This is a genomic window from Pseudanabaena sp. CCNP1317, from assembly GCF_034931345.1.
GTDB lineage: Bacteria > Cyanobacteriota > Cyanobacteriia > Pseudanabaenales > Pseudanabaenaceae > Pseudanabaena > Pseudanabaena galeata.
The window spans coordinates 29812-55614 of record NZ_JAYGIF010000001.1; the positions used below are offsets into that span (position 1 = coordinate 29812).

Sequence of the window (25803 nt, forward strand, 5' to 3'; positions counted from 1 at the left end):
GGTATTACTTAGCAAGATTTCGGAGTAGCGATCGCTGATTTTCATTCATACTTTGCAAAACTTGTCTAGCATCACTGTTTTGCAACATTTGGAGAAGATCTTCAATTTCTTCGTTTAGCACTTTAGAAACTGGCTCTTTCACCTTAGCTTTTTCTGCAACATCTTGATATGCATAATGTTGAGAAGTCTCAGAATCAGGCATCACACAAGTACCTGTCTCACAATCCATACCTAATTGCTGCCAATAAATGGTAGGAATGACCTTACCACGTTGACCCACATGCTCATGCTGGAGGAGATCCGTTTGGAGATAGTTACGAGGTGAGTCATAGAATTTGACATCACGGGCATAGGGAATAGTAAAACAGCCAAATGCTTTACGATATTCTTCGGAGCCAAGAATCTCATAAAAAAATGCGGATACACCTTTCATCATCAGTAAATCCATATACTTGGCAATCTCCTCATGCCCTTGGATAGCTCTTCCAAGCAGATGCTTAAAGCTCCATTCTACAAACTTGAGGTTAGAACAGTCTCGATAAAAACTTTTAAGATAAACAGATGACATGACTAGTTCGCCAATGAAATGTCGCACACCAAGTTTGCCTTTGAGAAAATCTTTTTCAAGCTTGGCAATCTCTTTGCGTTCAAATTCATAGGGCTGTCGTTCAAGCACTTGAGTATAGATTTGACGAAGAGCGATTTGACGATCTGTTTCTGTGGACTTGCGATCAATTGTGATGGGGGTATGGGTATCCATGACATCTTCTCCATAGACTCTCTAAAACAAACTTCTGAACATTGGTCTAATACCAATTCATAAATGTGTTGTCCCACTTTTATGAATTAAAACCCAAACCTAGTAAGGGCTTTCCAATTAAGAAATGGCTACGCCATTTCTTAGAAACCATTTAGTAATAGCGTAAGCCTGTGACTGACACAGGGTCTGCGCCTCTACAAAGCTCCAAATTTTTTAGGTGAATAGAGGCTATCTCCCCGTGGATGCACTGCTTGGCTAGCAACTAAGAATGACCTAGGGTCTCTGCGATCTCTATAGCTTGCAACTGCCTAGTTAAGCATTGAGCAATGCTGCTATAGCCATTTCTGAATAGGGCTTTACCAAAGCTGAGCATTCAACAGGCAATGTCTCTTCAATGACCGATTGCAATAGACGATAAGCAGTAGAACATTCTTTAGCAATTTGATAGGAATGGATGATATTTGCTAACCAATCCATCAAGGTTTCACGAAAAAACAGTTCGTCATCACGTAATACGGATAGCGATGTATAACGAATGACGTTCGACATGTCATATTTACAACGTTGCAACTGTTTCTGAACTAATTCAGGATACTGCTGAGCCAAGAGTTTGAGTGCTTTGATCGTGATTTCATCGGCGCGATCGCGCAAGAGATTATAAGTCTTGACACGCAATGAAAAGCTATTAGCAAAACGCTCTAAATTGACCAAATCATTATCATTTAGATAAGCATGATCAATACTCGTAATTTTTGCATCTAAAGTACGATTCATTGTTAGCATAATCTTCTTTTTACCCCTCTAATAAATTTAATAAATACACTTATTTATCTACTAAAATTTTTAAAACTAAAATTTTTAAAATAGATTTTTAAAACAGTCTGTCAAATTCCCCGTGTATCTAACAATAGAATTCTATTTACCTGAACATACAAGAATGAAATCAAAGTTAACTTAATAAAATATTTCGACATATATAGCGCTCCTAAATGAGTTGTAAGATTTTTAGTGTTGTGAGAGTGCGCCCCTTCGTGGCGCACTCTCACAAACTATTTAGGATTGCTATAGCGCTCCTAAATGAGTTGTAAGTTTTGTAGATTTGTGAGAGCGCGTCCCGAAGGGACGCGCTCTCACAAACTATTTAGGATTGCTATATAGGAATATAAATTTTGCTTACAGCGCTTTGCTCTCCACTCAAACAAGAAAAAGATTGAAAGCGCCGCTTTACAGCGCTTTCAATCTTTTTCTTGTGGCTCGTTAGATCGGCCATTGATGTAAAACCAATTCACGAAAGTGTGGCAACACTTTCGTGAATTAAAAGCTAAACCCAGTAAGGATTTTCAAACCACTAATTGGCTAAGTCTTTTTGTGTTTTGATATAATAATCCCCAAGAGTGTGACAACACTCTTGGGGATTGAAAACTAAACCCAGTAAGGGTTTGCAAAGTACAAAATGTCTACTGCATTTTGTGCTTTGGTATAATTTATTAGTCGTTCCGCTTGAATGACTCCAGCCATTCGCGCAACTGTTGAGAAGCAATATCTTTACCGCCGAGTCCAAAGGCTACCGCGATTGCTACGGCAATTGCCCCAGTTAATAATCCAAAGGCTAGATCAACGATATTACTAGCGATACCCATTTGCTTTAGAGCCATCGCCGTAATTAGCGCAACAATAGAAATTCTTGCCGCATGACCGAGGATTCGAGCCTGTCTTCCACCAGTACTGGTAATCAGGTTAAAGGCAAGATTAGCAAGGTACAAGCCGATCGCGAAAATCACTACTCCGCTTAAAACTTGACCAGCCACTAACAATACCCCGAAGACAATACGGGTCAACGCATTAATCTGTAAAACATCGGTAGCTGTAGCGATCGCTACTAGCATAATTGCTAGAAATACGATGATACCAACAATTTGTGAGGGTGTTTGGGTGGGAAGAGAAGTTATAGCATTGTTGTCTGTATCTTCAGTTGGAGCTGTGCTACTTTGCGAAGTTGCCGCGATCGCGGGAAATCCCAACCATTGCAAAATATTATTAAAGCCTAATCCTGTAAGAATTCCAGAAACAATATCTCTCGCAAACTGACCAAAGAAATAGGCGATCGTGAGAATCGCACTAGCCACAAACACCTGAGGTAAGAAGCGCAACACTTGATCAAGCATTGCTGTTGCTGGACGAGAAATTGCACCAACCTCTAATGCTTCTAAAGTAGATATGGCTGTAGGAATCAGAATCAATACATAAATGAAGTTCCCAACTACTTGAGATAGGGTATATTCCGTTTGATTAGGAGTCCAGCGCTGAAGAAAACGATCAGCCCCACTAGTAGCTAAGAGATTTGTGACAATTCGCTTTACAACTTGAGCAACCAACCAGCCAATACCACCAATCATCAATGCTTTGAGGATTTTGGGTAGAGCGCTCAAGATCTGATTGACGAGATTTTGTAAAGGTTGAAGTGCCTGAACTAAGCCAAGTGTATCTAGAACTAATGGCAGAAAAAGTAACAGAATAAACCAATACAAAGCTGAAGATAGAGTCTCACTGAGAGGCATTACCTCTGTGGTGGTATCCCCAACACTCTCATTAACCTTCGTATCAATTTGAGCCGTTCGCAAAAAGCGTCCGACAATGGCTTTGCTGACAGTTGCTAAGATCCAAGCGATACCTGCAAGGATCGCTGCACCACCGAGCTTAGGTAAAAATGATGCAACTTGCGCCAGTAGACTATTTAATGGAGTAGCAACCGCATCTAATCGGAGGAATTGGAAGAAACCCACTAAAGTGAACAGGATAATAATCCAAAAAACCGTAGTGGCTGCCCATTTCTCAATCGGTAGACTACTACTGCGGGAACCTGTTAACCAGTTCGCTAGCTTATTATCAATATTTGTACGTTTCAGCAAACCCTCAGTCATGGAAGCGAAAAATATGGCAACTACCCAACCACCAACTAAGATGGCGATCGCAAAGACTAGCTGAAATACAATTCCATCAGGTTTAAGCAAATTTTCTAATGAAAAACTCGTTGTCGTCGAGGCTTGAGCCAAGACGAAAGACGGGAAATCATGCATACCGCACCTCAATAATGATATAGACACAGGAATTAATCCCTCACCGTAATATTACAGCGCTTTGCGCTTAAACCCGAACGAAGAAAGATTTTGAAAGCGTTGCTTTGCAACGCTTTCAAAATCTTTCTTCGTTCATTTGATCAGTAATTGCTGTAAATACTGTTATTACGTGTTAAATAGATATTAATAGTTAAGATTTACCTTATATTTGCCATACAAAAATTTACTAAAATTCCATAATCAAAGTTTTGGATTCAGCACTTCTCGTTATAAAAATCGGTTTTTTGAAAGACCGCCAATGGCGGTCTTTCAAAAAACCGATTTTAGGGTTTACAGTGCCTTAGGCACTGTAAACCCTAAAATCGATTTCACAAGGAGAAATTGCTGTTTTGGATTACTTACCCTTTTTTTTATTTTTAGTAGCGGTTAATATTTCAGATTGAGTAATCTCAGCATCAAGAATGGTTTGCCCAGTCGCTGCAAGAAATACATCGTCAAGACTTGGACGAGACTGGGAAAGGCTAAATATTTCAATATCAACTGCCGCCAAAATATTTTGAATTTCGCTGATGGCATTAGTGTCAGGAGTGACAAATAAGTTCACAGCATTACCTTGAGCCGAATTAATTGTGATGCTCTGCACAATTGGTAATTGTTGCAAAATCTTTTTCGCATGTTCGGCTTCACGACGCTCCGCAAACTCACGAATTCTTACTGTGATGCGATCGCCACCAACCTTAGTCTTTAAGTCATTGGTTGTGCCTTCAGCAATAATTTGCCCCTTATCAATAATTGCCACGCGATCGGCAAGCGCATCAATTTCTTCAAGGTAGTGACTACTAATCAATACAGTCACACCAGAAGCTCGGAGCTTGCGTAAAAACTCCCAAATTGCGATCCTACTCTGGATATCTAGACCTACTGTCGGCTCATCAAGAATGAGTACCGATGGTTGATGGAGTAAACCCGCAGCCAAGTCTAAACGCTTTTTTAGACCACCCGAATATGTCCCAGAGAGCTTATCAGCGTAAGGCTCTAGTTGCAGTAAATCTAATACGCTATCAATGCGATCACCGATTTGTTTTGGAGGAATGTGATACAACGCCGCTTGAAAACGCAATAATTCTCGCCCAGTCAGTACTTTATCGAGCGCAACCTCTTGAGCAACATAGCCAAGACGATTGCGGATTGCTCTTGCCTCAGTTGCCCCAGCCACTTCGATCAATCCTGAATCAGGTGTAGTCAGCGTACAAAGACAGCGCATGGTTGTAGTTTTGCCAGCCCCATTTGGACCAAGTAAACCATAAATTTGTCCCTGCGTAACATTTAGAGAGATTCCATTTACAGCAACAGTCTCGCCATAGGTTTTCCTGAGATTTTCAATTCTTACTGCCGATTGCATGGATGTATCTAGATGTATCTAAATTATTACGTTCTATTAAATATTTATTTTAACCGTGTCGTTCTTAAAACTGCAATAAAGTCTCCATTTCAACCAGCAATTCTCATGATGAAAACAATTTTAGTGTGTCTAGCGCCTAAGGTGCTGGACACACTAAAATTATTTTTTTGAAAGTCCGCCGTTGGCGGACTTTCAAAAAAATAATTTTTATAATCAGAACTACTGCCATCTCTATGACAATTCTCATTATTAAAGCCGATTTTTATAATGAGAATTGCTGCCATCTCTATAAGTAAAGAACCAGATTTTTGATGGTGCGGCTTCGTCGCACCATCAAAAATAGTTAAAAAAAACTTTGCTTCACAAAGCTTTTTAATTCATGTAGAGTTTTGACAATCGCCGTTCTATACTCAAATAGAAACGTATATCGAAGTTTATGCCAGCATCACTGCGAAATCGCCAACATCCTTTAATTTGTCAGTTAGCAGACTGCATCGAACAAGTATGGCAAACCAATCTAGCCCTTTCTCCCTATAGCGTCCCAGATGGACTTGGCTATATTGAAGGACATCTAGAAGGCGAAAAGCTGGTGATTGAAAATCTTTGCTATCAAGCGCCCCAATTTCGTAAGCTGCACCTCGAATTAGCTCAAGTTGGTAACGGACTGGATATTTTGCACTGTGTGATGTTTCCTAATCCTGAATATGATCTGCCCATCTTCGGAGCCGATATTGTCGGTGGACGTGGAGGTGCAGTTAGTGCGGCGATCGCCGATCTCTCACCCGTAAATGCCGAGCGATCGCTACCTGTAAAATATAGTCAAGCTTTGTCAGTACTGCCCGATCTCAACTTTTCGCAGCCCCGTGCTTTGCCTGACTGGGCGGATATTTTTTCGGAATTTTGCTTGTTTGTGCGCCCCATGGGTGAACTGGAAGAACAAGCATTTTTACAGCGTGTGCGTGATTTTTTGACGATTCATTGTCAAATTGCTAGTGCGACTAAACCTCTGACCTCTGAGCTTGAAGTTGCCAATGCGATCGCAGGTCAGCAATATTACTGCGAAAAACAACAACAAAATGACAAAACCCGTCGCGTATTAGAAAAATCCTTTGGGGCAGAATGGGCAGATCGCTATATGACTACGATGTTGTTTGATTCTGTTGCCTAATTTTTTGCCACACTTGACAAGGCAAAAAATTAAACAAATAGTTTTAGCTGCTCGATCAGACAGTCAAAATATGGAGATAATTCAGATTTTTGTTCTGGTTCCAGTAGTTTTAAACTTGCTGTTTTAATCCCCTCCAAGCCGATAACCATCGCATCTAAAGGTACTTGTAACTCCTGATATAACGAGTTCATATATTGCAACCCCTCAGCGCTCAGGTAATCAGTACGCTGTCCTGCAATGCCATAGGTAATGCATCGTAAAAAATGCCAAAAATCGCGCCAGCAAGCATTTGCTCTGTCAGGAGGGTATAGCCCACCTCCTTCTTGAGTAATATTTGGAAATACCTGTAAAACCTCGGCTCTGGCTTCATCGACGATCGCACTAACGCGATCGCGGAGTAATTGCACAGCAGGAATATTTTTGGCGATCGTAGGCTCAAGCTCTTGAATTTGTTGTAAATCTGCATCCGTAAGATAGCGACTTTGATCGTCGGCTGTTTGCAAACACTGAATCATCTCAGCAGGGTAAGCACCTTGCCAATTTACAAAACTTACGATTCGAGATTTTTTAATCAGCTCACGAACTTTATCACTCAGTTGAAATTGGGACATCGTTAAAAGGTTTAATAAATATATTGTCTATATTGTCATCCTACCCGAAACATCTCACCCTATGGATCTCACTCAAATCGAAACCGATCTTCAAAATTCCGATTTTCAATATCGGTTGAAAGCGATCTCGGCTCTTAAAGATTATGCGGCAGATATAGCTGTTCCCCTCTTAACCAAACAGATAAAAGATCCAGAATTTTTAGTGCGAACTTTTGTAGCTAGAGAACTTGGCAGACAAAAAACATCGGAATCCTTTGCCGCACTTTTGCAAATCATGCGCTATGACAATACGCCCAACGTCAGAGCAGAAGCAGCAAATTCTCTATCTCTATTCGATCGCATTTCTGCTTCTCATTTAGTACAAGCCTTTATTACTGACGATCACTGGCTATTGCGTCGCAGTATCCTCGCCGCTTTAGTGGAAATGGAATGCCATGAAGAAGTCTTAGAAATTTGTAGCCTAGGTCTAGAAGGTGAAGATGCGACAGTAAGAGAAGCTTGCATCGATGGTTTAGGAGCTTTATCCAAAACACGTCAGTCTGAAGCAGCCCTAGCAAAACTCCTAAGTCTCAAAGATTCTGAATTGGAATATATTCGGGTCAGACTTGCCTATGCATTAATGCAGTTTGATACTCCTGAAGCCAAGGAAGCCATGTCTACACTCAGAAAAGATAGTGATTATCGAGTAGTTGGAGCAGCAATGGAAAATTTACTTCCTTAACTTCAGAAACTAACACTCCCTTCCCACCCAATAATTAGTGGTGCGAATCGCCGCACCACTAATTCCAATTCCTGAAAGTGTTGCAACACTTTTGGGAATTACAGCGATTTGCGCTCTAAACCCAGTAAAAGTTTTAAAAATACAAAACGGCATAACCATTTTTAGGTAGTGCTAAATAGGTAGGGATGGGTGACGCTTCGCGTCACCCATCCCTACGCCGAGTTACTTAGCGATCGTGAACCCATAATTGCGAGTTGGTATAATCCACTGATGATTTACTTACTGTATGAGACAGATCGGTTAAAGCTAATGTCCCTTTTAGCCAGAACTTTTCACTTGATTCTTGGAAGCTTCATCGCTCTGTTTGGAGGAGCAGGATTTCTTTGGGGAATACACCGTTTGAGGACAAGTGTATTTGTACGAAATTATCATCCTAGACACTTGGGAAGAGTAGTTGTGAGAGGCAAAGCCTGTGCAACCAATCCAAATAAGGTGCTAAGAAGTATACTTAGCAAAAGATCTTGTATTGCCTATAACTTTTCTATTTTAGAATTGAAAGGAAAGTCTAACTCTAGAATACTCTACAGAGAATCTCGTGGACAATGGAATCTTAGTATACAAACCAAAATGGCTAAAGTGCAAATTAACCCACGGGAGATGGATTTCAAAAATCCTCATTTCCAAGATAGTCAGAATCTTTTTGGTGATTTTGCTAACCCACTCTCATTAACTCTCTTAGCTGAGAAGGGAATTAACCCACGAATTTTTGGTATACGAAGATCCTTACTCTTGGAAGAGTCAGTTATTAGCGATGGAGATGAGATTTGGGCTTTGGGTTGGATACACGATCAAGCATTGCAACTTGAAGATGCCATCGTGACAGATAAATCAGTTAGCCGAATTATTGTGGAATCATCACTTGCATGTATCGTTAGTGCTTGGTTTGTATGGATAGCCTTGGCAGTTCTTGCATATGCCTTACGGTAGTCCCTCTAGGGTATAGTACCAAAGCCAAAACTGAGGTCGGTTAAGCTATCTTGTTTAAATTTCACTTTGCAAAGCCGATATTTACACAGGTATTTATCTCCCTAGGCATACCTAAGCTCGAAGCATTCGCTGGTACACTAATCTGACAATAATGGCTATACTAAAAGTAGCTATGTTTACAGAATTTAATATTGGGATCGCCAAAATTGTCCATAACAACTGGTAGCTCATACCAATGTTGAGTGTTCTGGTTAACATAACAGGAGGAGAACCATGTCTAATATCCCAACTGGCGGTCAAATGCTCTGGAAGCTTGAAGATGGTGAACGTGTCTTACATTTACGCCACAATGCCACTGAGCAATGGCGACACTACGAAGATTTCCCCGAATATGCGATGCAAGACCCTGTAGGATTTTCCAAAGGTATCGCCACTTTTGTCACCTTACTAAAAAGAGATTGGGTAGCTATTAAGTCCTAATAAAAGAGAATGCGGTGCAATGCACCGCATTCTCTTTTATTCATCCCAATCATGCCATTCGACTTTATTTACTTCCAAATACATGTCCACAGCCTGTCCAATAGTGGGAAAGAAGTCATCTTTGCCAATTTTGGTGAAGAGTCCATAACGCTTTAGGCGATCTTTGGTAGGACCTTTCATCTCTGCAAAACATAATTCTATATGTGCTTCGCATAGGGTTTTATCAAGTTCCGCGATCGCATCCGCAGCCGTAAGATCGATATCAGTGACAGGTTCTGCGGCTACTAATACCCACTTAGTCATCGTGGGTGCGGCTATCACCGCTTGCAACACCCGTTCACAAAAGGTTTCGGCATTGGCAAAAAAGAGCGGTGCATCCCAACGAAAGATCACTAATCCCGGAATTTGTCTAGCTTCTGGATGACGTGAAACATCGTGATAGCCTTTGATGCCATCAATCCGACCCAGTACGGCATAATGTGGTCGCCATGCACTCCAAACAAAAGCCATCAAAGCCAAAACGACAGCACTAAAAATGCCTTGAATTACTCCTAGTACTGCAACACCGCAAAAACAAACAATTGACAGAAAAAATTCAAACCTTCGCAACTGATATAGACGTAAAGTTCCTTTAATTTCAAAAATGCCTAGCCCAGCCGAGATAACCACAGCGCTGAGAGCAGCTTGAGGCAGATCTTGCAATAACATCGGTGCAAACCATAAAAGTAGGGCAAGACAAATTGCACCCACCACTCCTGTAATCTGCGTTTTTGAGCCTGCTGCTTCAGCCACAGGTGTACGCGAAGCACTACTACTCACAGAAAAGCCCTGAAATAATCCCGCCGCAATATTGGCGATACCCAAGGCAATTAATTCTTGATTGCGCTCAACTTTATAACCACCGCGTATAGCAAAGGTTCGTGATAAAACGCTCAGATCGGCATAGGATACCAAAGAGATCGCTAAAGCACTAGAAAACAAAGTGTTGAAATTGATCGGTGTAATGTTGGGAACTTGGAATGATGGTAAACCCTGTGGTAAGACTCCGACCACAGATATGCCCGATCGCTCAGAAAGGTTGTATAGAGAACTAATGATTGTCGCCGCCACTACTGCTACCAAGACCCCCGAAATTTTAGGAGCTATTCGTTTGAGAACTAGAATTACTAACAAACAAGATAATCCAATCGCTAGTGCAGTCGTGTTGGTTTTACCGTCTTGAACACCTTGCCCAAATCCAATCAGGTCTTCCCAAATCGTATTACCTTTTACCGAAAACCCAAAAATCTTCGGTAATTGTCCAATTAAAACAGTTATAGCAATTCCATTGAGATATCCATAGCGAATTGGTTTAGAAAGTAATTCGGTAATGAAGCCAAATCTTGCTAGCCCTGCAATAATGCAGATGACTCCCGAAAAAATTGCTAACACCCCTGCGATCGCGATCGCCTGTAGAGGATCGCCATTGGACAATGGTAATACTGTCGCCGAAATAAGCGGAATTAGGGCGGAGTCAGGACCTAATACCAAAATCCGACTAGGGCCAAACATGGCATAGGCAATTAGTGGCACAATCGTGGCATATAGCCCATAGATCGCAGGTAAGCCTGCGGCTTCGGCATAGCCCATGCCTGCGGGAATAAGGATAGCGGTCAGTACCATTCCTGCCACCACATCTTGGATCAGCCAAGGGAGTTGATAATTCCTTAACACGGCGATACTTGGTATCCATCGTGCTAACCCATGAGGGCGTGCAGCAAGGGGAAATGGAATAATCGGTGGGGGCTTTGTCAACAAGTCACCTCAATATAAAGATTTCGCAATTCTAAGATTTTTGATGGCGAGTCTTCGCCGCGCCATCAAAAATCTGGTTCTTTATTTTACGGCGAAGCCCTAAGTTTTTAGATAGACTTTCCAGATTACCCAAAAAATGACACTATGCTTAGCCAAAGAATTGTTGATATTACCTAAAACTTATGGCTCAAAATATCCAAATTGATAAATTTGCTAGATCGCAAATTATGGCGATCGCCCAGCAGTTCTCTCCTCAAAAACAAATTACTGACATTCAACCCTTTGGCAGTGGCAATATTAACGATACTTTTTTAGTCTCTTTGCAAGAAGCAGCAGATCAATCCTTTATCTTGCAACGTATCAATACCAAAGTATTTCATGAACCAAAGTTAGTCATGCAGAATATGCGGGTTTATACGAATCATGTACGCGATCGCCTGCAAAATCACCCACTAGAGCGACGATGGGATATCCCGAAAATATTACCAACGCAGCAAGGGCAAGACTATTGGCAGACTGAAAGTGGTGAATTTTGGCGATCGCTTAGTTTTATCGCAGGTTCTCAATCCTTTGATGTCATGGAAAATATGGAACAAGCGCGAGAAGTTGGCTATGCTTTGGGAACGTTCCATCATTTGACCAATGATATAGCGCCAGAGAGATTAGCAGATACTTTGGAAGGTTTTCACATTACGCCGCGCTATCTTCGCCAGTATGAGGAAGTTCTTGCAAAGGCGCATTTTCAGCGATCGCCTGAAGTTGATTATTGTTTGAAATTTGTAGGCGATCGCAAGGGCTTAACGCATATTTTAGAAGATGCAAAAGCGGCTGGGAAATTACCATTACGAACGATGCATGGCGATCCGAAAGTGAATAATATTTTGTTTGATCGACAGACACAACAGGCGGTGAGTGTAGTCGATTTGGATACGGTGAAATCTGGTTTAGTGCATTACGATATCGGAGATTGTTTGAGATCGGGTTGTAATCCTGCGGGTGAAGAGACTGAACAATGGCAAGATGTTCAGTTTGATACGGATCTTTGTCAAGGAATTTTGCAGGGATATTTTTCAACTGCGCGATCTTTTCTCACCGAGTATGATTATGCATATATTTATGATGCGGTTCGGGTAATCTCCTTTGAGTTAGGATTACGTTTTTTTACCGATTACTTAGCAGGCAACATCTATTTTCACGTTAAATATCCTGAACATAATCTGAGGCGATCGCTCGTCCAGTTTCGTCTAGTTGAGAGTATTGAAGCTCAAAAATCGGTCATTCAGAAAATCATCTGTTAAAGTCTATGGAATCACCACAACAAATTTTAGAATTTCTCGATCGCAGTTTTAATGAGATCAAAATACCTTGCCTAGGCAATCTAAATGTTGACTATCTTTCGTCAAGGCTTTTGGCATTTCGGAATGAGCATCAATGGGTGATTATGTTCAACTCAATTACTTGGTGTCCTGCTGGTGAAGGGCTAACTACAATTATTGAATGTGTGGGTAACTGCAATTCACAGAAAAGTAATGTTCAGCATGATTTCCATTTCGATAGTGTAATCACAGGTCAAATTAAATACGATGAATTGCTCAACGACTATCTCGTAACTGTGCGAGATAAATCTATTCCTTTAACAGAATTAAATATCGTTTTTCGTCCAGAACTGTTTTCGGAGCATGAGCCTGATATTGCGATCGCGCTATTAGAAAACTATCGTGAAGAATTACTGGCTAATCATGAAGAATATGGAGTGTTTATTCCTGAAGGATTGACTGAGGTCTTACGCCTTGATGAGTGGCATCATCCAGATTGGCATTGTCCACCGAGTCAGACTGAGAGTTTTCCTCTCATTGCTGAAGTTCTCTATACTGGTAATCCTGATTTGTACAAACCACCATCAAAGCCCAATACTGACTGGAGATTTTGGTTCCCTAAGTAAAAAACAGCAATTGCCGATCAAACGAATACAAGGGAAAATCTTGAAAGCGTTGCCTAGCTATACCTTCAAGATTTTCTCTTTGTTGGGGGTTGAACACAAAGCATTGTAAAAACCAATGATTACCGATTGTTAATGCTCTTGAGCCAATTGTGCAGATCTTCCAAATTTTCTAAATCAAACAGCGCTTCACTAAATGTATCTAATACATTAGGATCTAGCTGATATAACTGAACTTTAATCTCATCAGGGATGATGATTCCTAGTTTTCTAGCTAGTTGCTTGAGCAGCAGTGATAGTTTACCTTCTTGTATGCCCTGAGCCTTACCTTCTTGTATGCCTTGAATCTTGCCTTCTTGTATACCTTCTTCTCTGGCTGTATCTACGACTCCTTTCAAGTCTCGGTAGTACTTTAAGCTGTTTTCATATGCATCTCTTTCCTCTTGCGAAAAGCTAGCAATTTTGGATGCTTCAAACAGTTGCATGAATACATTTTCTTGCAATGATAAAGGTGGCTCTTCTAATTCGGGTAGATGTTTTAGCAAGAATAACCATTTATCAAAATGGTCGTTTAGTTGATCAATTGATTTTTTGAATTTTGGTAGTTCAAGATATATGAATTTTAGTTTCTCATAAAAGACTTTGCCATCTTGATCTTTTAATTCAACAATATGTACTAAGGTGTCATCGTTTTTATCTTCATCAAAAATAAAGTCTAAAATACCGATCGCGTAGACTGGTGTGAGCTTGTAGTTCCAATCTCCTTTTTCTGCTTGTTCTTGAATGGGAAAGGTGGAGTAATAAATGCTGCGGTCTTTAAAATAGTTATGTTTTGCTTTCTGCATTTCGACAATAAATTTTTCTCCTGTTTCACTTTCGCAATAAAGATCGAATATTGCTTTACGATCAATGGGGGTATTGCCGAGGTTTTCGGTATTGCGATATGTTAAATCTTTGACGTGATGCTGGGCGGGTAAGATGACGTTAAGAAAGTCGATTAGTAGGTTTTTGTTTGGCTCAGTTCCAAATAGGCGCTTGAAGCCAAAGTCGGTGAGTAAGTTGATGTAGCGATCGCGACTGAGCCGAACTGATAGAGGTTTAGACATGATATTTCTGGGCGTGTCTACTCATTGATTCTAACAGGTTTCTAATTTCTCGCTCTGCAAATGGCGATCGCACTCTCATCAAAAAGCGATCACCACTCAATCAAGCAATCAGCGATCGCCTAAAAGTTGGAGTTAGTTAAATAGAAACTATTCATAATGACTCCACATCCGTAAAACTTTAACAACTTTTTCGTCTGACATAATTTGATACACTAAGCGATGCTGAATATTACAGCGCTTTGCGCTCAAACCCAAACCAAGAAAAAATTTGAAAGCGTTGCTTTGCAACGCTTTCAAATTTTTTTTGTGGTTCGTTTGATCGGTAATTGCTGTAATTCTTCGTGAATAATAACCAGATAAATCACCCTTTAATTTCTCAGAAGGTGGTTGATAAGGATTTTCTGCTAAAATTGCCAGCAATGCTTCCGTTTGGGATTTTAATCCTGCGGCAGTTAATTTTTTAGCATCTTTATTGGCTTGTTTTGTCAAAACTACTTTCCACATTACCATTCAATATTCTCAACACTAATACAGTCTTCGAGAGGAGTGGCTGCTGCTTGAAGAATTGACTCGGCAAGTCCAGAAATAGATTGAATATAGAGGGTCTCTTGGATTTCGTTCCATTCTTGTTCAGAAATTAAAACCGCATTACCTGTTGTTTCTTTAATGAGAATTGGTTGATGCTTTTGATTAATGTCAGCAATCAGTTTGGGGAGATCCAACTGCGCTTGTTTAATCATTATAGTTTCCATAATCATAAGGGTTTTATTAAGGTTAATTAAGTTGATTATATAGTATTTTCTTTTGCTTGTTGATTTACAAGGTTGACCAGCACCCCAAATCAACAAGCGATCGCACTCTCATCAAAAAGCGATCGCCTCTTAATAAAACAATCATTGATCGCACTCTCATTTCATAAACAGCGATCGCGACTGAGCCGAATTGATAGAGGTTTAGACATGATATTTCTGGGCGTGTCTACTCATTGATTCTAACAAATTTCAAATTTCTCAATCTACAAATGGTGATCGCATTCTCAAGAATCTAAAGGCGATCGCCTTATTGGTAATTTATTGTTCAGCAATATTATCAATTTTTTCACGGATTGATAGCTGAACGAGAGCGCGAACGAGCGAAAATCCGCAGAAAAAAGCACCTATAAAAGCAGCGATCGCCCAGCCAGAATAAGCAGTAGTACCAACTAATAGTACGGCTCCAACTAAAGCCAAGAAGCCTGTTAAACAAGCATAGATTAAAGCTTTAACAGCAATGTTGATTCTTTTGAGAGTGCGATCGCTTTCGGAAGACTTGACCTGAATCATCAACTCGCCACGCTCGATTCTCTCTTCCAAACGTTCTAACAGAATTTCCATGCGACTGGGCTTATTTAGTTGATAAACCAGAAAATCTTTTGCTTGTTGAGCCAATGCTCCTAACGTATTGCCCCGACCCTTAGTAAGCACAATGCTTTTCACAAAGGGCTGGGCGGCGGTGGTAAAGTTATATTCTGGATCGAGAATTCTAGCAATCCCGTCAAGAGTCGTAAGGGACTTGAGGAGATAGGTCATTTGAGGAGGCAAACGGAAAGGTTGCTTCTCGAATATAGCTACCACTTCTCCTTTAATTTGCTCGAACTCATAGATATTCACAGGTCTTTCCGTGAAGCGATCTAACACAAATTTTAACATGCGTTTAATCGGACTCATATCGGCGATCGGTTCGATAAAGCCCATGCTCAATAAGCTGTCAACAACTTCATTGGTATCTTTACGCAGCACTGCAAAGAAAGTCTTTACCATTTGATCCTTTGCCATAGTTTTGACTTCCGCCATCATGCCGTAGTCATAGAAAATCAAACTTCCACTAGGACTAACAGCTAAGTTCCCAGGGTGGGGATCAGCATGAAAGAATCCATCTTGAAGAAGCTGTTTGAGATAACAACAGATTCCTAATTGATTAATTTCTTTGGGATTTAATCCACAGGCTTCTAAGGCTTGGCGATCATCTATTTTGATGCCAGGGACATACTCTAAGGTCAAAACCACTGAGGTGGAATAGTCCCAATAAATTTTAGGGATAACAATGCGCGGATAGCCTTCAAAATTTTTGCGAAAGCGATCGGCATTACCTCCTTCGATCGCATAGTCAATTTCTTGATAAAGAATAGTGAAAAATTCTTGATAAATACCTTCTAGATTGTATTTGCGTGTCCAAGCAAAATAGCGGCGAAATACTTTGAGAAGTTTCCCAACCGCAAGTAAATCAAGATCGAATAGTTTTTTTAACCCTGGGCGTTGGACTTTGACGACAACTTCTTCACCAGTGTGGAGGGTGGCGCGATGTACTTGTCCGAGGCTAGCCGCAGCCAGAGGAATTTCATCAAAGTCACGATAGATTGTATAAAGCGATTTTCCGAGTTCGAGTTCGATAATGTCTCTGGCTTCTTTGGCGCTGAAGGCTGGCACTTTGTCCTGAAGTTGCGCCAAAGTACTAATGTATTCAGGTGGTAACAGATCGACGCGAGTAGATAGGGATTGACCGATTTTGATAAATGTTGGCCCTAGTTCGAGCATATTGCGAACCAGCCATTCCGCTCTCTTGCTGCGCGTGCGTGATGTATTGTTTTGCCAAAATTTATCCCACCATATAAAAAACAGGAATGTAAACGCAGCTAAGAATACTTCGCGTTGACGGGCTAGTGAAGAACTTTTGCTTCTTTGCCAGCGTAGCTTTTTGTATGGTAATTGGGCGATCGCAGACATATTTTGCCAGTAATAACAATGCCAACTAGCAGTGCTGTGTTTATATTACCCAAATTAATAACAATTCTACGAAATGACACTATATTTCGTAAAAAGTCAAGGAAACTTTCGCAGGCTGGTGTTTTTTTCAACGCTCAAAATGGCTATGTCGCTTTGTGTTTAGGGATTACGTCTAAAAATGGAGGGAAGGGCAAAGCACTGTTACCAAAAGACAGCAAAAATGGCAAGACTTTGCTATGGTTATGTTTAGTGGCGATCGCCAGAAACATTATGCATATCAAAGTTTTTACATTGGCATGGACAATGTAAAAATTGCAAGCCAAAATTAGTATGGGTTTTACGATTTGTAAGTTGTCTATAGCAACTTGCAAACCTTAGTATGTAGAGCCTTGAGACCAAAAACTTCGTATCTATTCAAATCATTCCTAGAGGTAACCTAATGGGTGAAATCACCAGAGATGAGATCCGCGAACGCTTAGGCAATATCGATCAAATTCGCGATATCATTTTCGGCGCACATTTGCGCGAATACACTAGTCGGCTTGATAAGGCTGAGTCGGATATAACAGCGATTCAGCAAGATGTGCGCGATCGCCTTAATGACTTGAAATCAGTGTTAGCCAGTGAGTTACGGGCGGCAGTTGAATCTATTGATAAGCGACTAAAAACGATTAGTACCTCTACTCAGGAGGAAGCCGCCGACCTACGTCAACAATTCGATCGCATTAATCGCAAGTTTACCAATAGTATTGAGACTCTTGATGAGACCGTTGAAGCGCAACGAGTAGCCCTGCGGGAAGAAATTGCCCAAACTAGAGATAATTTACAAAATGATACTCGTGAATTGCGATCGCTAGTTTTCGAGGAGCTAGACCGCCATTTCTCAATTCTGCGGGAAGATAAGCTTTCTAAAGATGACATGGCGGAGTTGCTATTCGAGTTAGGTATGCGACTTAAGGGTTCTGAGTTTGTACCTGAACTGCGTGAGGCGGCTGAAGAAAAGGTGGAAGAGAAGTATGAACGGGTGAGTATCCTCGATTCTGAGCCAAAAGTCTCAACTAGTGCGGAGGCAACTAGCCCTGCAACTAGAACTACATCACGCACTTCTAAAGCCAAGCCATAAATTCCGTAAAAAGTAAACGCAAATGCAAAAAAAGGGGCTGAAGCCCCTTTTTTTGCATCGCAAACCAAAATAAATGAAGGTGGCTCTTTGCGCCACCTTCATTTATTTTGGTTTTATGTTCTAAGCAAAACTTTCATTGCTATAGTACAAAAATACTGTCATTGTGAAAAAGTAGTATGTCAGAGCAAAAAGGAGAGCAGAAGGGTAACTTCCAAAATAAAGCACTCAGTGATGTTGAGAAGTTTTTACTCTTGCTCTCTGAGTTGAATATTATTGACTCTGAAAAATCTAAAGAACCACAAAATCATCAAGGAATAAATGATTCAATCTTTTTAAAGATCGACAATCAAGATAGTCAAGACAAGGAAACTAAATCTCGCTCAAGTTTGTTTGATATTGAACAGAATTTATCAGCTAAGTCTAGTCCCCAATCTCTAGGTGATGAGTTCTCAGATGTAGCGAGATCGCCAAATGGACAGAACTCAGTGGCTAAGCCCAGACCAAAATATGCAGATGAAGATTTTTTAGATATAGTGCGATCGCCTTCCGTATATCCTTTCCCTAGCCTACTCGATGAGCTACCTTTTTTAAGAGATATTCCACCTGCTAAGAATGGGTTTGATCATGCTGTTCAAGATCGGCAAACAGCAGAACAAACCACTGAAAACATAGATCTTGCTGACAATGCTAAATATGCTCAGTTAGAACCAATAGATTCTTCCAAAAAAGAAGAAATAGCAGCCGTAAATCTAATTCAAGATCTTCTCTTAGGTAGTAATAAAGTCCAAATAGAATCTCCACAAATCCCTCAAATTTCTCAAACAAACTCTTCTCAAATCTCTCAATCCATCTCAGTACCTACTTCTCGACCTCAAGTACAACCACAGTCACAAAGCTCCTATTTAAAAAGCTCATCAGATGATGAGGCTTTACATCTTTTACAGGATATTCTGGTTGTGCCAGAGTTAGAAGATTTACGAAGCTTTAAAATTGCGGTTGAGCAAAAGCTGGGAATTGTTGAAAGTCAGGTTAATAATCCTGAAATAATGAATAAAATTGAGGGTTTGGAAAGTCTTCTACACAATGCTTCGCGTAGACTGTCGGCGATGGACGATGAAAAGAGCAATATTCCAATGGAGATTGAGGGGGTTAGAGATCGTCTTGCTCAGTTAGAAAATCAAATTAATCAACCCGCAGAATTAGTCCAGCTTTTGCTGCCAATTATTGCTGAGTTGCTCAGCCTCAAAGCCGATCAAGCTAGAGAAGAAATGTGTCAAGCGATTACGCCAATTATCGCCGAGGTGATCTTTGAGCGATCGCAACTAGATCGCGTATCCATGAGTCATGCGATCGCCGATCTACTTCCCAATGCAATAAGCGAGCAAATTCGTAATAACCCTGAGCAAATAGCAAAAGCCCTTGGACCAGAAGTTGGAGCGGCTATTCGTGAGCAAATTCGGATTGATCGAGATGAAATCGTTGATGCACTTGCGCCAGAAATGGGAGCTGCAATTAAGCAACAGATCGTGTTAGAACGTGATGCTATGGTTGATGCCCTTTATCCTGTAATTGGGAATACGATCGCTAAATATTTTGCGGAAGCAATTCGTTCTATTAACGAAAAGGTTGAGCAAACTTTTAGTCTAGAAGGGCTACAGCGTAAATTTCGTGCCAGAATGAAAGGTGTATCTGAAGCCGAATTGATTCTTAAAGAATCAGTTCCCTTTGAAATCCAAGCCATATTTTTGATTCACAACCTTTCTGGACTAGTAATAATTGATATCCAAAAAAGCGATCTTGATTCCTTAGTCGAGCCAATTGACTCAGATATGTTAGCTGGTATGCTGACCGCAATTCGGAGCTTTGCCAATGAATGTATATCGCGATCGGAAAGTACCACGGAACTTGATGCGATTAATTATAGTGGTTCTAAAATTTTGCTAGAAGTGGCGGGATATTGTTATCTTGCAGTAATCATTCAAGGAGAGCCTGACGCGGCTTTGGTAAACAAAATTCGCGATGTTTTTGGTCGAGTCGTGCAAGTCTATGGCGATCGCTTTAAAGAATTTGACGGCGATCCTAGTATCATTCCAATGGAAGTAGAAATTCAACTCAAAACATTAATAGAAGTTGAACAACCTAAATCTTCTAAACAATCACCAAAAACGCTGATTTTTATAGGTTTAGCGGTACTTGCCCTGATTTTTGTGCCGATAGGAATTTTTCAATATCATGCTAATCGCGCTCGCCAGCTTGAAGCCAAAGTCTTAGAAGCCTTTGCTGGTACGCCCGAACTAGCCGTCTATCGACTGAATATCATTGCCGATGGTGATCGATTGAAATTAACAGGCAAATTGCCAAATCAACATTTGCGCGATCTCGCCCTGCAAGTAGCGATCGCCACCTCAAAATCAGAAATAGCCCACAGCAAAATTAACAACAATATCTATACAGCTAATATACCGCCCGATCCTGAGCTTGTGGCACTCGAAGTCCAACGCCTTACTACAGCCCTCAACTATACCCAAGGCGTAAATATTCAGAGCCAATTTAAAGATGGACAATTAACAATTACAGGACAGATTGAACAACCCAGAATGCTCCCTAAAATCACCCAAGCATTCACTAAAATCGCAGGAATTTCGACTGTTAGCAATGCAGCTACGATTCTGACCCCAAAACTATCAACACGTATTTACTTTCCACTGTGGGTGACCACCCTAGAACCAAGTGACACTGCGAAACTAATAGAAATTCAAGCTTTTCTGGATCTTTACCCAGATTACAATATTAAGATTTTGGTAAAGAATGATAACATTGGTGATCCTGCTATCAACTACCAACTGGGAATGAAACGCGCTCAATCAGTTCGTGATGCTCTATTGCAAAGAGGTGTAAATGCTAAACGATTACATCTTTCTGGGATAATCGATATATCTATTCAGCGCCCCTCTGACCAAATGTTAAGGTGGGTAGAATTTCAACCAATTTTAAAGCCCATGTCTATATCTAAGTAAATGCATTCTTCTACCAAAGTAATTTCTCAAAAAATATGTCTGATTGGTGATTTTGGTGTTGGTAAAACTAGCCTAATTCGCCAATTTGTTGACCGTCAATTTAGCGATAAATATTTGTCAACGGTTGGTGTAAAAATCTCTCGAAAATTAGTATCAATTAATGAAGCCAGTTTTAATGATTCTTCAGTAGAATTAAAACAATTGCAGTTAATTATTTGGGATATCGAAGGCAGTACTCGATTTAAGGCGATCGCGCCTAGTTATTTACAAGGCGCAAAGGGAGCAATCATCGTTGGCGATGTGACCAGAAACTCAAGTATGCAAAATCTCAAAGATCATGTACAGCTTTTTCAATCCATTAATCCTCAATCCAACTTAATCATCGCCTTGAACAAAGTTGATTTAATTGAAAGTCATGAGAGGGAGAGACTACTGCAATCTATCCCTGCCGACTTTGCGAACCTAAATATATCCATAAATATTACATCCGCTAAAACTGGTGAAGGCGTTGATGAAACATTCAAAAAATTAGCATTTCAGATGCTAATGCTAGAATAAAGGCCCTACGACTACAATCAAAGTATTAGAAGGCTACAAGTAAGAATATTTCCAATAAATAATCGTTCAGCATTCTTATTGATCAAATCATTAACTGCTATGAAACAGTCAAAACTTCTAAAAAAACTTCTCACTGCTTCAGAGCGATCGTTTATTACGATTGATCGACAGTTTGTGATTACTGATACTTCCTATGGAGCCGAACGATTTTCTGAATATCCCTACGAATCATTACTAAACAAAGATATTCGGAATGCATTTCCAGAAATAATTGGGTTAGAAGAATCTTTTAATAATATTTGGCTCAACCAACTTACTAGTCTTGAAATTAAAGGAGTGTGTCGTTCACTCAATCCTCAAGAACCTCTCTATTTTAATTTCTATATTATTGGCACAAATGAATTAGAAGAAGAAGATAAGAATATTATTATCTGCATTGAAGATGCCACAGATGTGATGATAATGTCCCAGACATTAATGCAAAGAGCTAATGAATCAGATTTACTCGCTAATGCTTTATTAAAATCAAAGGAATATATTGACAAAATTATTTCTGCGATGGCTGATTCTCTAATTGTCACTGATTATCAAGGCAAAATTAAGACGATTAACCCTGCGGCGATCAACTTATTTGGTTATTCTCAAGATGAACTAGTGAATGGGTCGATCGCTTCATTATTTAAAAATCCTAATCAATTAGATTTGATTCATCAAAATTATCTAAAAAACCAGTTAAATAATGAACAGTTGTTAGATAGCGATCGATATTTTACAAATATCGAAATATTATGTCTATCAAAAACTAGTGAGGAGATTTTGATATCTTTCTCTTGCTCAACTATCCAAAACCATCAACTTGAGTATAATGTTGAATCTAGCCATAATTTTGTCTATGTTGGTCGTAATATTACAGAACTGAAGCGAAAAGAACAAGAACTATTAGCCGCGAGACAATTTGCTGAGCAATCAGCAAAAGCTAAGACCATTTTCTTAGCAAATATGAGTCATGAAATTCGGACTCCCATGAATGGGGTTTTGGGAATGACCGAGCTATTACTTGCAACACCTCTAGATGATCGTCAACAGGATTTTGTAGAAAATATTCGGTTGAGCGGCAATTTATTGCTTAGTTTAATTAACCGTATTTTAGATTTGTCAAAATTAGAAGAAGGACAATTAAAATTAGAGAATCTACCCTTTGATTTGAACAAGTGTATAGAAGAAATTTTGGAGCTTTTTGCATTACAAGCCCATAATCAAGGACTAGAAATTAATGCTTGTTTTGATAAAGGCTTACCAAATTTATTAATAGCAGATACTGTTAGATTTAGACAAATTATGATGAATTTAATTGGTAATGCAATTAAATTTACGACTGAGGGCGAGATTGTTGTGCGCGTCGAACGCGATCGCAATTTTGAGCAAGACAACCCTCTAACAAATAAGGATTCGCCACAATCTCCAGTCTATTTGCGATTCTCAGTCATTGACACGGGTATTGGCATTGATTCCAAAAATCAAGATAAGCTATTTAAACCTTTTTCCCAAGTTGACACCTCTACCAATCGCCGTTTTGGTGGTACTGGACTAGGACTAGCAATCTGTCGTCAGTTGGTGGAGCTAATGCAAGGTGAGATCGGTGTATCTAGCCCCGTCGAGAATGGCAAAGGGACTTGTTTTTGGTTTAGGATTCCTTTCGCGCTCCAACCCATTTCAAATCCCCCACCTCTAGATGATAATGCTCATGCTTTAGGTAAGCGGAGTATTTTAGTAGTTGATGCAAACCGACATACTCGCCATGCTATAGGTTATGAACTCGCTAAATTTGGTGCAGAAGTCTATGAGGTATCTAATATTGTTGACGCACTCAAATATCTCGATACTAGTCACAAGGTTGATGTTGCCATTATAGATTGGGGACTGACTAGTTTTAATGGTTCTAAATTAGTCCAGCTAATTCATGGGAAAGAAGGATTTGCCGATTTACCGATTATGGCAATGCTGACTGCCAACAGACAAGGTGAAACGGAAACAATCATCCATCAAGGATTTTGTGGGTATGTTACGAAGCCTTTTAAGGCGCAGCGACTACTTAAATCCCTGTATTTATCTCTGGGTATTGAGCATCCAGTTTTACCTAATGATTCTGCTGCGAGTGCAGTTATTCACCATCTTCGAGATAACTCTAAGCCAAATATTGGGTTAGAAGAGTTAAGAAAATCGAAAATTCTATTAGCCGAAGATAATATTGTCAATCAGAAAGTGACAATGACGTATTTATCCCAATTGGGATGTCAAGCAGATTTAGCGGAGAATGGAGAACAGGTATTGGAGTTAATGCAGTCTAAAGATTACGATATTATCTTGATGGATTGTCAGATGCCTTTATTGGATGGATATGCTACAACTCAAGTTATCCGTCAACTCGAATCTACTACAAGGTCATCAAAACATGTCGTGATCATTGCTATGACTGCTAATGCCTTTACAGAAGATCGCGATCGCTGTTTAGCGATGGGAATGGATGATTTTCTTAGTAAGCCAATCCGTAGACAACAACTTAAGGAGACGCTTGAGGATTGGATTATCAAACAAAAACTTAAAGAGAATTTGCGGAGTTGGATCATATAGCAACGCGCTGTAAAAAATAATAAGGAGAGATTGCTGCGACGCAGCAATCTCTCCTTATTACCTTATTATTTTTTACGTGAGTTCGGGATAAGCTACAAAATTTTAAGAGCAAAAACAGTAAAAGCCTCGCGAAGCGAGGTTTTTACTGTTTTTGCTCTAAGATAGGGTTCGCTGCGCGAATCCTATCTTAGGAAGTAGTTTGAAATTAACCCGAACTGAGGTTATTTTTATGGTACGGAGAGGGGGAGATTCGAACTCCCGTTAGGTGTGACCCTAAATCTGATTTCGAGTCAGACGCATTCAACCACTCTGCCACCTCTCCAAATATGTCATGTAGGTTCTTAGGCTAAGCAAAGCAATTGTTATGATATCACGGTATGTGTGCTTTATACCAAAACACAAAATGGCTACGCCATTTTGCGTTTTTAAAACCAATCCCAGTAAAAGGCATCACTAAGTGATGCCTTTTACTTATCGAAAACCTTTGCCCTGTGAAGATTCAGTCCAAAGCATTAGCTCTCCATCAGCATTGGCGGCGGCTAACTTTTTGCCATGAGGTTGCCATTGCAAAGCCGTAATCTCACCCATTGGCGTTTCTAAAGCCTGCACCCAATCCTTAGCATCTTTCCAAATAGCAATTCTGCCATTTTCATCGGCAGAAACCAGTATTGCTGATTTGGGCTTAAAAGCAACAATACCCACAATGCTGTTGTGCCCTTTAATCACTTCACCTTCCCAACCCACATTCAGGTCAGCGTGTTTTTCCCATACGACCACATCCGAGCCACTAGAGGAAGACAATAACGGCGAAGTTTTGCTCGCAGACCAATCAAAGGAGCGGATCTTTCCAGGAAAGCCCTGCATCCGCCAAGGTGAAGCATCAAAATCAGTTCCGAGCCATTGCATCACCACTACTAAGTTGTCGAGAGTACTGGCGACTAGATATTCTCCAATGCGATCCCAAGCCAATTTAGATGTAGCAGTAGGCATTTCAAATGGAATTGGATCTTCATACCAATCCTTAGCAGACCAAACTCTAATCCCTCCATCACCGCCAACTGTAAGATATTCGCCGTTTGGATGCCAAGCGATCGCCAAAACCGTTGACTGCTCAAAATGCAAAGTCGTTACAATATCTAAAGTTTCCGCGCTCCAGATTTGCACATATTTGCCGAAGCTAAACGCAAATTCAGCGCGTGTGGGATGCCAAACTAGATGCTCGATCCATGTTTTGCCAAGATCGAGGGTTGCGGCGATCGCAGGTTTCTCCCCATCTAACTTCCATACGCGCACCTTACCATCCTGTCCCCCCGATGCTAGCCATTGCCCATCTGCCGAGAATCCCAGACAATCTACCGAAATTTCTGTTGGTGCTTGTAATTCAATCAGTTTTTGCTGGAGATCATTACCCGCCTTTGCTTCATCGAATAGAGCTAGCTCTCCTGCGGCGGTGGCGGCGGCGAGGTATTTACTATTGGGTGACCATGCGATCTCGGTGATATATTCACTGAGCGTAATTTGCGATTGGGGTTTGGGGTTAAGGATCAGAGTAGTCTTCGGCTTGGGCATAGTGATTATTTTACTTTTATCGCTTTATATTCAGCTTCCGTGAAGCTAAATGGGTGAATTATATAGAGTTTGTAAACTAAATTATTAATCGCCTTTTC

24 protein-coding genes and 1 tRNA gene are annotated in these 25803 nt (G+C 40.4%); 12 read left to right on the top strand and 13 right to left on the bottom strand.

Translation table 11 applies throughout. The features are described 5' to 3' along the window. Positions 1–4: 4 nt before the first annotated feature. The 5 genes from VB775_RS00105 to VB775_RS00125 all read right to left on the bottom strand — a co-directional run bounded on the left by VB775_RS00105 (position 5) and on the right by VB775_RS00125 (position 5523). On the bottom strand, positions 5–760 hold the full coding sequence (locus VB775_RS00105) for a phycobilisome rod-core linker polypeptide (RefSeq protein WP_281007558.1): 756 nt from the start codon (positions 758–760) through the stop codon (positions 5–7). Between the two features lie 312 nt (positions 761–1072). Beyond that, positions 1073–1534 carry a phycocyanin gene (locus tag VB775_RS00110; protein WP_323216602.1) on the bottom strand — a complete coding sequence of 154 codons (462 nt, stop codon included), beginning with the start codon at positions 1532–1534 and terminating at the stop codon, positions 1073–1075. Between the two features lie 713 nt (positions 1535–2247). Then, complete coding sequence (locus tag VB775_RS00115) at positions 2248–3864, bottom strand: mechanosensitive ion channel (RefSeq protein WP_281007556.1); 1617 nt, start codon at positions 3862–3864, stop codon at positions 2248–2250. Positions 3865–4231: 367 nt separating this feature from the next. Then, positions 4232–5239 (bottom strand): ABC transporter ATP-binding protein, encoded by a 1008-nt coding sequence (locus VB775_RS00120; protein ID WP_281007555.1) that lies wholly within the window; start codon positions 5237–5239, stop codon positions 4232–4234. An 89-nt stretch (positions 5240–5328) separates the two neighbouring features. Continuing rightward, positions 5329–5523 carry a hypothetical protein gene (locus VB775_RS00125; protein WP_281007554.1) on the bottom strand — a complete coding sequence of 65 codons (195 nt, stop codon included), beginning with the start codon at positions 5521–5523 and terminating at the stop codon, positions 5329–5331. 152 nt (positions 5524–5675) lie between these two features. Between VB775_RS00125 and VB775_RS00130 the strand changes: the two genes are divergently transcribed. Further along, complete coding sequence (locus VB775_RS00130) at positions 5676–6407, top strand: phycocyanobilin:ferredoxin oxidoreductase (protein WP_281007553.1); 732 nt, start codon at positions 5676–5678, stop codon at positions 6405–6407. Between the two features lie 29 nt (positions 6408–6436). Here VB775_RS00130 and VB775_RS00135 read toward each other — a convergent pair whose 3' ends face one another. After that, complete coding sequence (locus VB775_RS00135; RefSeq protein ID WP_281007552.1) at positions 6437–7018, bottom strand: phycobilisome protein; 582 nt, start codon at positions 7016–7018, stop codon at positions 6437–6439. Positions 7019–7079: 61 nt separating this feature from the next. Between VB775_RS00135 and VB775_RS00140 the strand changes: the two genes are divergently transcribed. The 3 genes from VB775_RS00140 to VB775_RS00150 all read left to right on the top strand — a co-directional run bounded on the left by VB775_RS00140 (position 7080) and on the right by VB775_RS00150 (position 9206). Continuing rightward, positions 7080–7739: a HEAT repeat domain-containing protein gene (locus VB775_RS00140; protein ID WP_281007551.1), complete on the top strand. Its 660-nt coding sequence runs from the start codon at positions 7080–7082 to the stop codon at positions 7737–7739. Between the two features lie 189 nt (positions 7740–7928). Then, positions 7929–8726, top strand: coding sequence for a hypothetical protein (locus VB775_RS00145; RefSeq protein ID WP_281007550.1), 798 nt, complete (start codon positions 7929–7931; stop codon positions 8724–8726). Positions 8727–8999: 273 nt separating this feature from the next. Next, positions 9000–9206: a hypothetical protein gene (locus VB775_RS00150; protein WP_281007549.1), complete on the top strand. Its 207-nt coding sequence runs from the start codon at positions 9000–9002 to the stop codon at positions 9204–9206. A 36-nt stretch (positions 9207–9242) separates the two neighbouring features. Here VB775_RS00150 and VB775_RS00155 read toward each other — a convergent pair whose 3' ends face one another. Beyond that, entirely contained in the window at positions 9243–11000 is a 1758-nt protein-coding gene (locus VB775_RS00155; protein WP_281007548.1) for a SulP family inorganic anion transporter, read from the bottom strand. 182 nt (positions 11001–11182) lie between these two features. Between VB775_RS00155 and VB775_RS00160 the strand changes: the two genes are divergently transcribed. After that, positions 11183–12298, top strand: a complete 1116-nt coding sequence (locus tag VB775_RS00160; RefSeq protein ID WP_281007547.1) for a phosphotransferase enzyme family protein — start codon at positions 11183–11185, stop codon at positions 12296–12298. A gap of 5 nt (positions 12299–12303) precedes the next feature. After that, positions 12304–12942, top strand: a complete 639-nt coding sequence (locus tag VB775_RS00165) for a DUF7003 family protein (RefSeq protein WP_281007546.1) — start codon at positions 12304–12306, stop codon at positions 12940–12942. Positions 12943–13061: 119 nt separating this feature from the next. Here the strand turns inward: VB775_RS00165 and VB775_RS00170 are convergent, their stop codons facing one another. From VB775_RS00170 to VB775_RS00180, 3 genes are all read right to left on the bottom strand, one after another. Further along, a complete protein-coding gene (locus VB775_RS00170; protein ID WP_281007545.1) occupies positions 13062–14045 on the bottom strand; it encodes an Rpn family recombination-promoting nuclease/putative transposase in 984 nt (327 codons plus the stop codon). Positions 14046–14192: 147 nt separating this feature from the next. Next, the gene (locus VB775_RS00175) at positions 14193–14534 is read right to left on the bottom strand and encodes a type II toxin-antitoxin system YoeB family toxin (RefSeq protein ID WP_281007544.1); all 342 of its coding nucleotides are present in this window, start codon (positions 14532–14534) and stop codon (positions 14193–14195) included. A gap of 14 nt (positions 14535–14548) precedes the next feature. Next, the gene (locus tag VB775_RS00180) at positions 14549–14785 is read right to left on the bottom strand and encodes a type II toxin-antitoxin system Phd/YefM family antitoxin (RefSeq protein ID WP_281007543.1); all 237 of its coding nucleotides are present in this window, start codon (positions 14783–14785) and stop codon (positions 14549–14551) included. 84 nt (positions 14786–14869) lie between these two features. Here VB775_RS00180 and VB775_RS00185 point away from each other — a divergent pair, with 84 nt between their 5' ends. Continuing rightward, the gene (locus VB775_RS00185) at positions 14870–15034 is read left to right on the top strand and encodes a hypothetical protein (RefSeq protein ID WP_281007542.1); all 165 of its coding nucleotides are present in this window, start codon (positions 14870–14872) and stop codon (positions 15032–15034) included. Between the two features lie 81 nt (positions 15035–15115). Here VB775_RS00185 and VB775_RS00190 read toward each other — a convergent pair whose 3' ends face one another. Then, on the bottom strand, positions 15116–16807 hold the full coding sequence (locus tag VB775_RS00190; protein WP_281007541.1) for an ABC1 kinase family protein: 1692 nt from the start codon (positions 16805–16807) through the stop codon (positions 15116–15118). A gap of 18 nt (positions 16808–16825) precedes the next feature. Here VB775_RS00190 and VB775_RS00195 point away from each other — a divergent pair, with 18 nt between their 5' ends. The 5 genes from VB775_RS00195 to VB775_RS00215 all read left to right on the top strand — a co-directional run bounded on the left by VB775_RS00195 (position 16826) and on the right by VB775_RS00215 (position 24136). Further along, a complete protein-coding gene (locus VB775_RS00195) occupies positions 16826–17116 on the top strand; it encodes a hypothetical protein (RefSeq protein WP_281007540.1) in 291 nt (96 codons plus the stop codon). Positions 17117–17246: 130 nt separating this feature from the next. After that, the gene (locus tag VB775_RS00200; RefSeq protein ID WP_281007539.1) at positions 17247–17930 is read left to right on the top strand and encodes a hypothetical protein; all 684 of its coding nucleotides are present in this window, start codon (positions 17247–17249) and stop codon (positions 17928–17930) included. 176 nt (positions 17931–18106) lie between these two features. Continuing rightward, positions 18107–20947, top strand: coding sequence for an OmpA family protein (locus VB775_RS00205; protein WP_281007538.1), 2841 nt, complete (start codon positions 18107–18109; stop codon positions 20945–20947). After that, entirely contained in the window at positions 20948–21505 is a 558-nt protein-coding gene (locus VB775_RS00210; RefSeq protein WP_281007537.1) for a Rab family GTPase, read from the top strand. A 99-nt stretch (positions 21506–21604) separates the two neighbouring features. Beyond that, positions 21605–24136 (top strand): response regulator, encoded by a 2532-nt coding sequence (locus VB775_RS00215; RefSeq protein ID WP_281007536.1) that lies wholly within the window; start codon positions 21605–21607, stop codon positions 24134–24136. Positions 24137–24371: 235 nt separating this feature from the next. On the opposite strand, the gene VB775_RS00220 is transcribed toward VB775_RS00215, so the two are convergent. Next, positions 24372–24458, bottom strand: a tRNA-Ser gene (locus VB775_RS00220). A 149-nt stretch (positions 24459–24607) separates the two neighbouring features. Continuing rightward, positions 24608–25705 carry a WD40 repeat domain-containing protein gene (locus VB775_RS00225; protein WP_281007535.1) on the bottom strand — a complete coding sequence of 366 codons (1098 nt, stop codon included), beginning with the start codon at positions 25703–25705 and terminating at the stop codon, positions 24608–24610. Between the last annotated feature and the right edge of the window lie 98 nt (positions 25706–25803).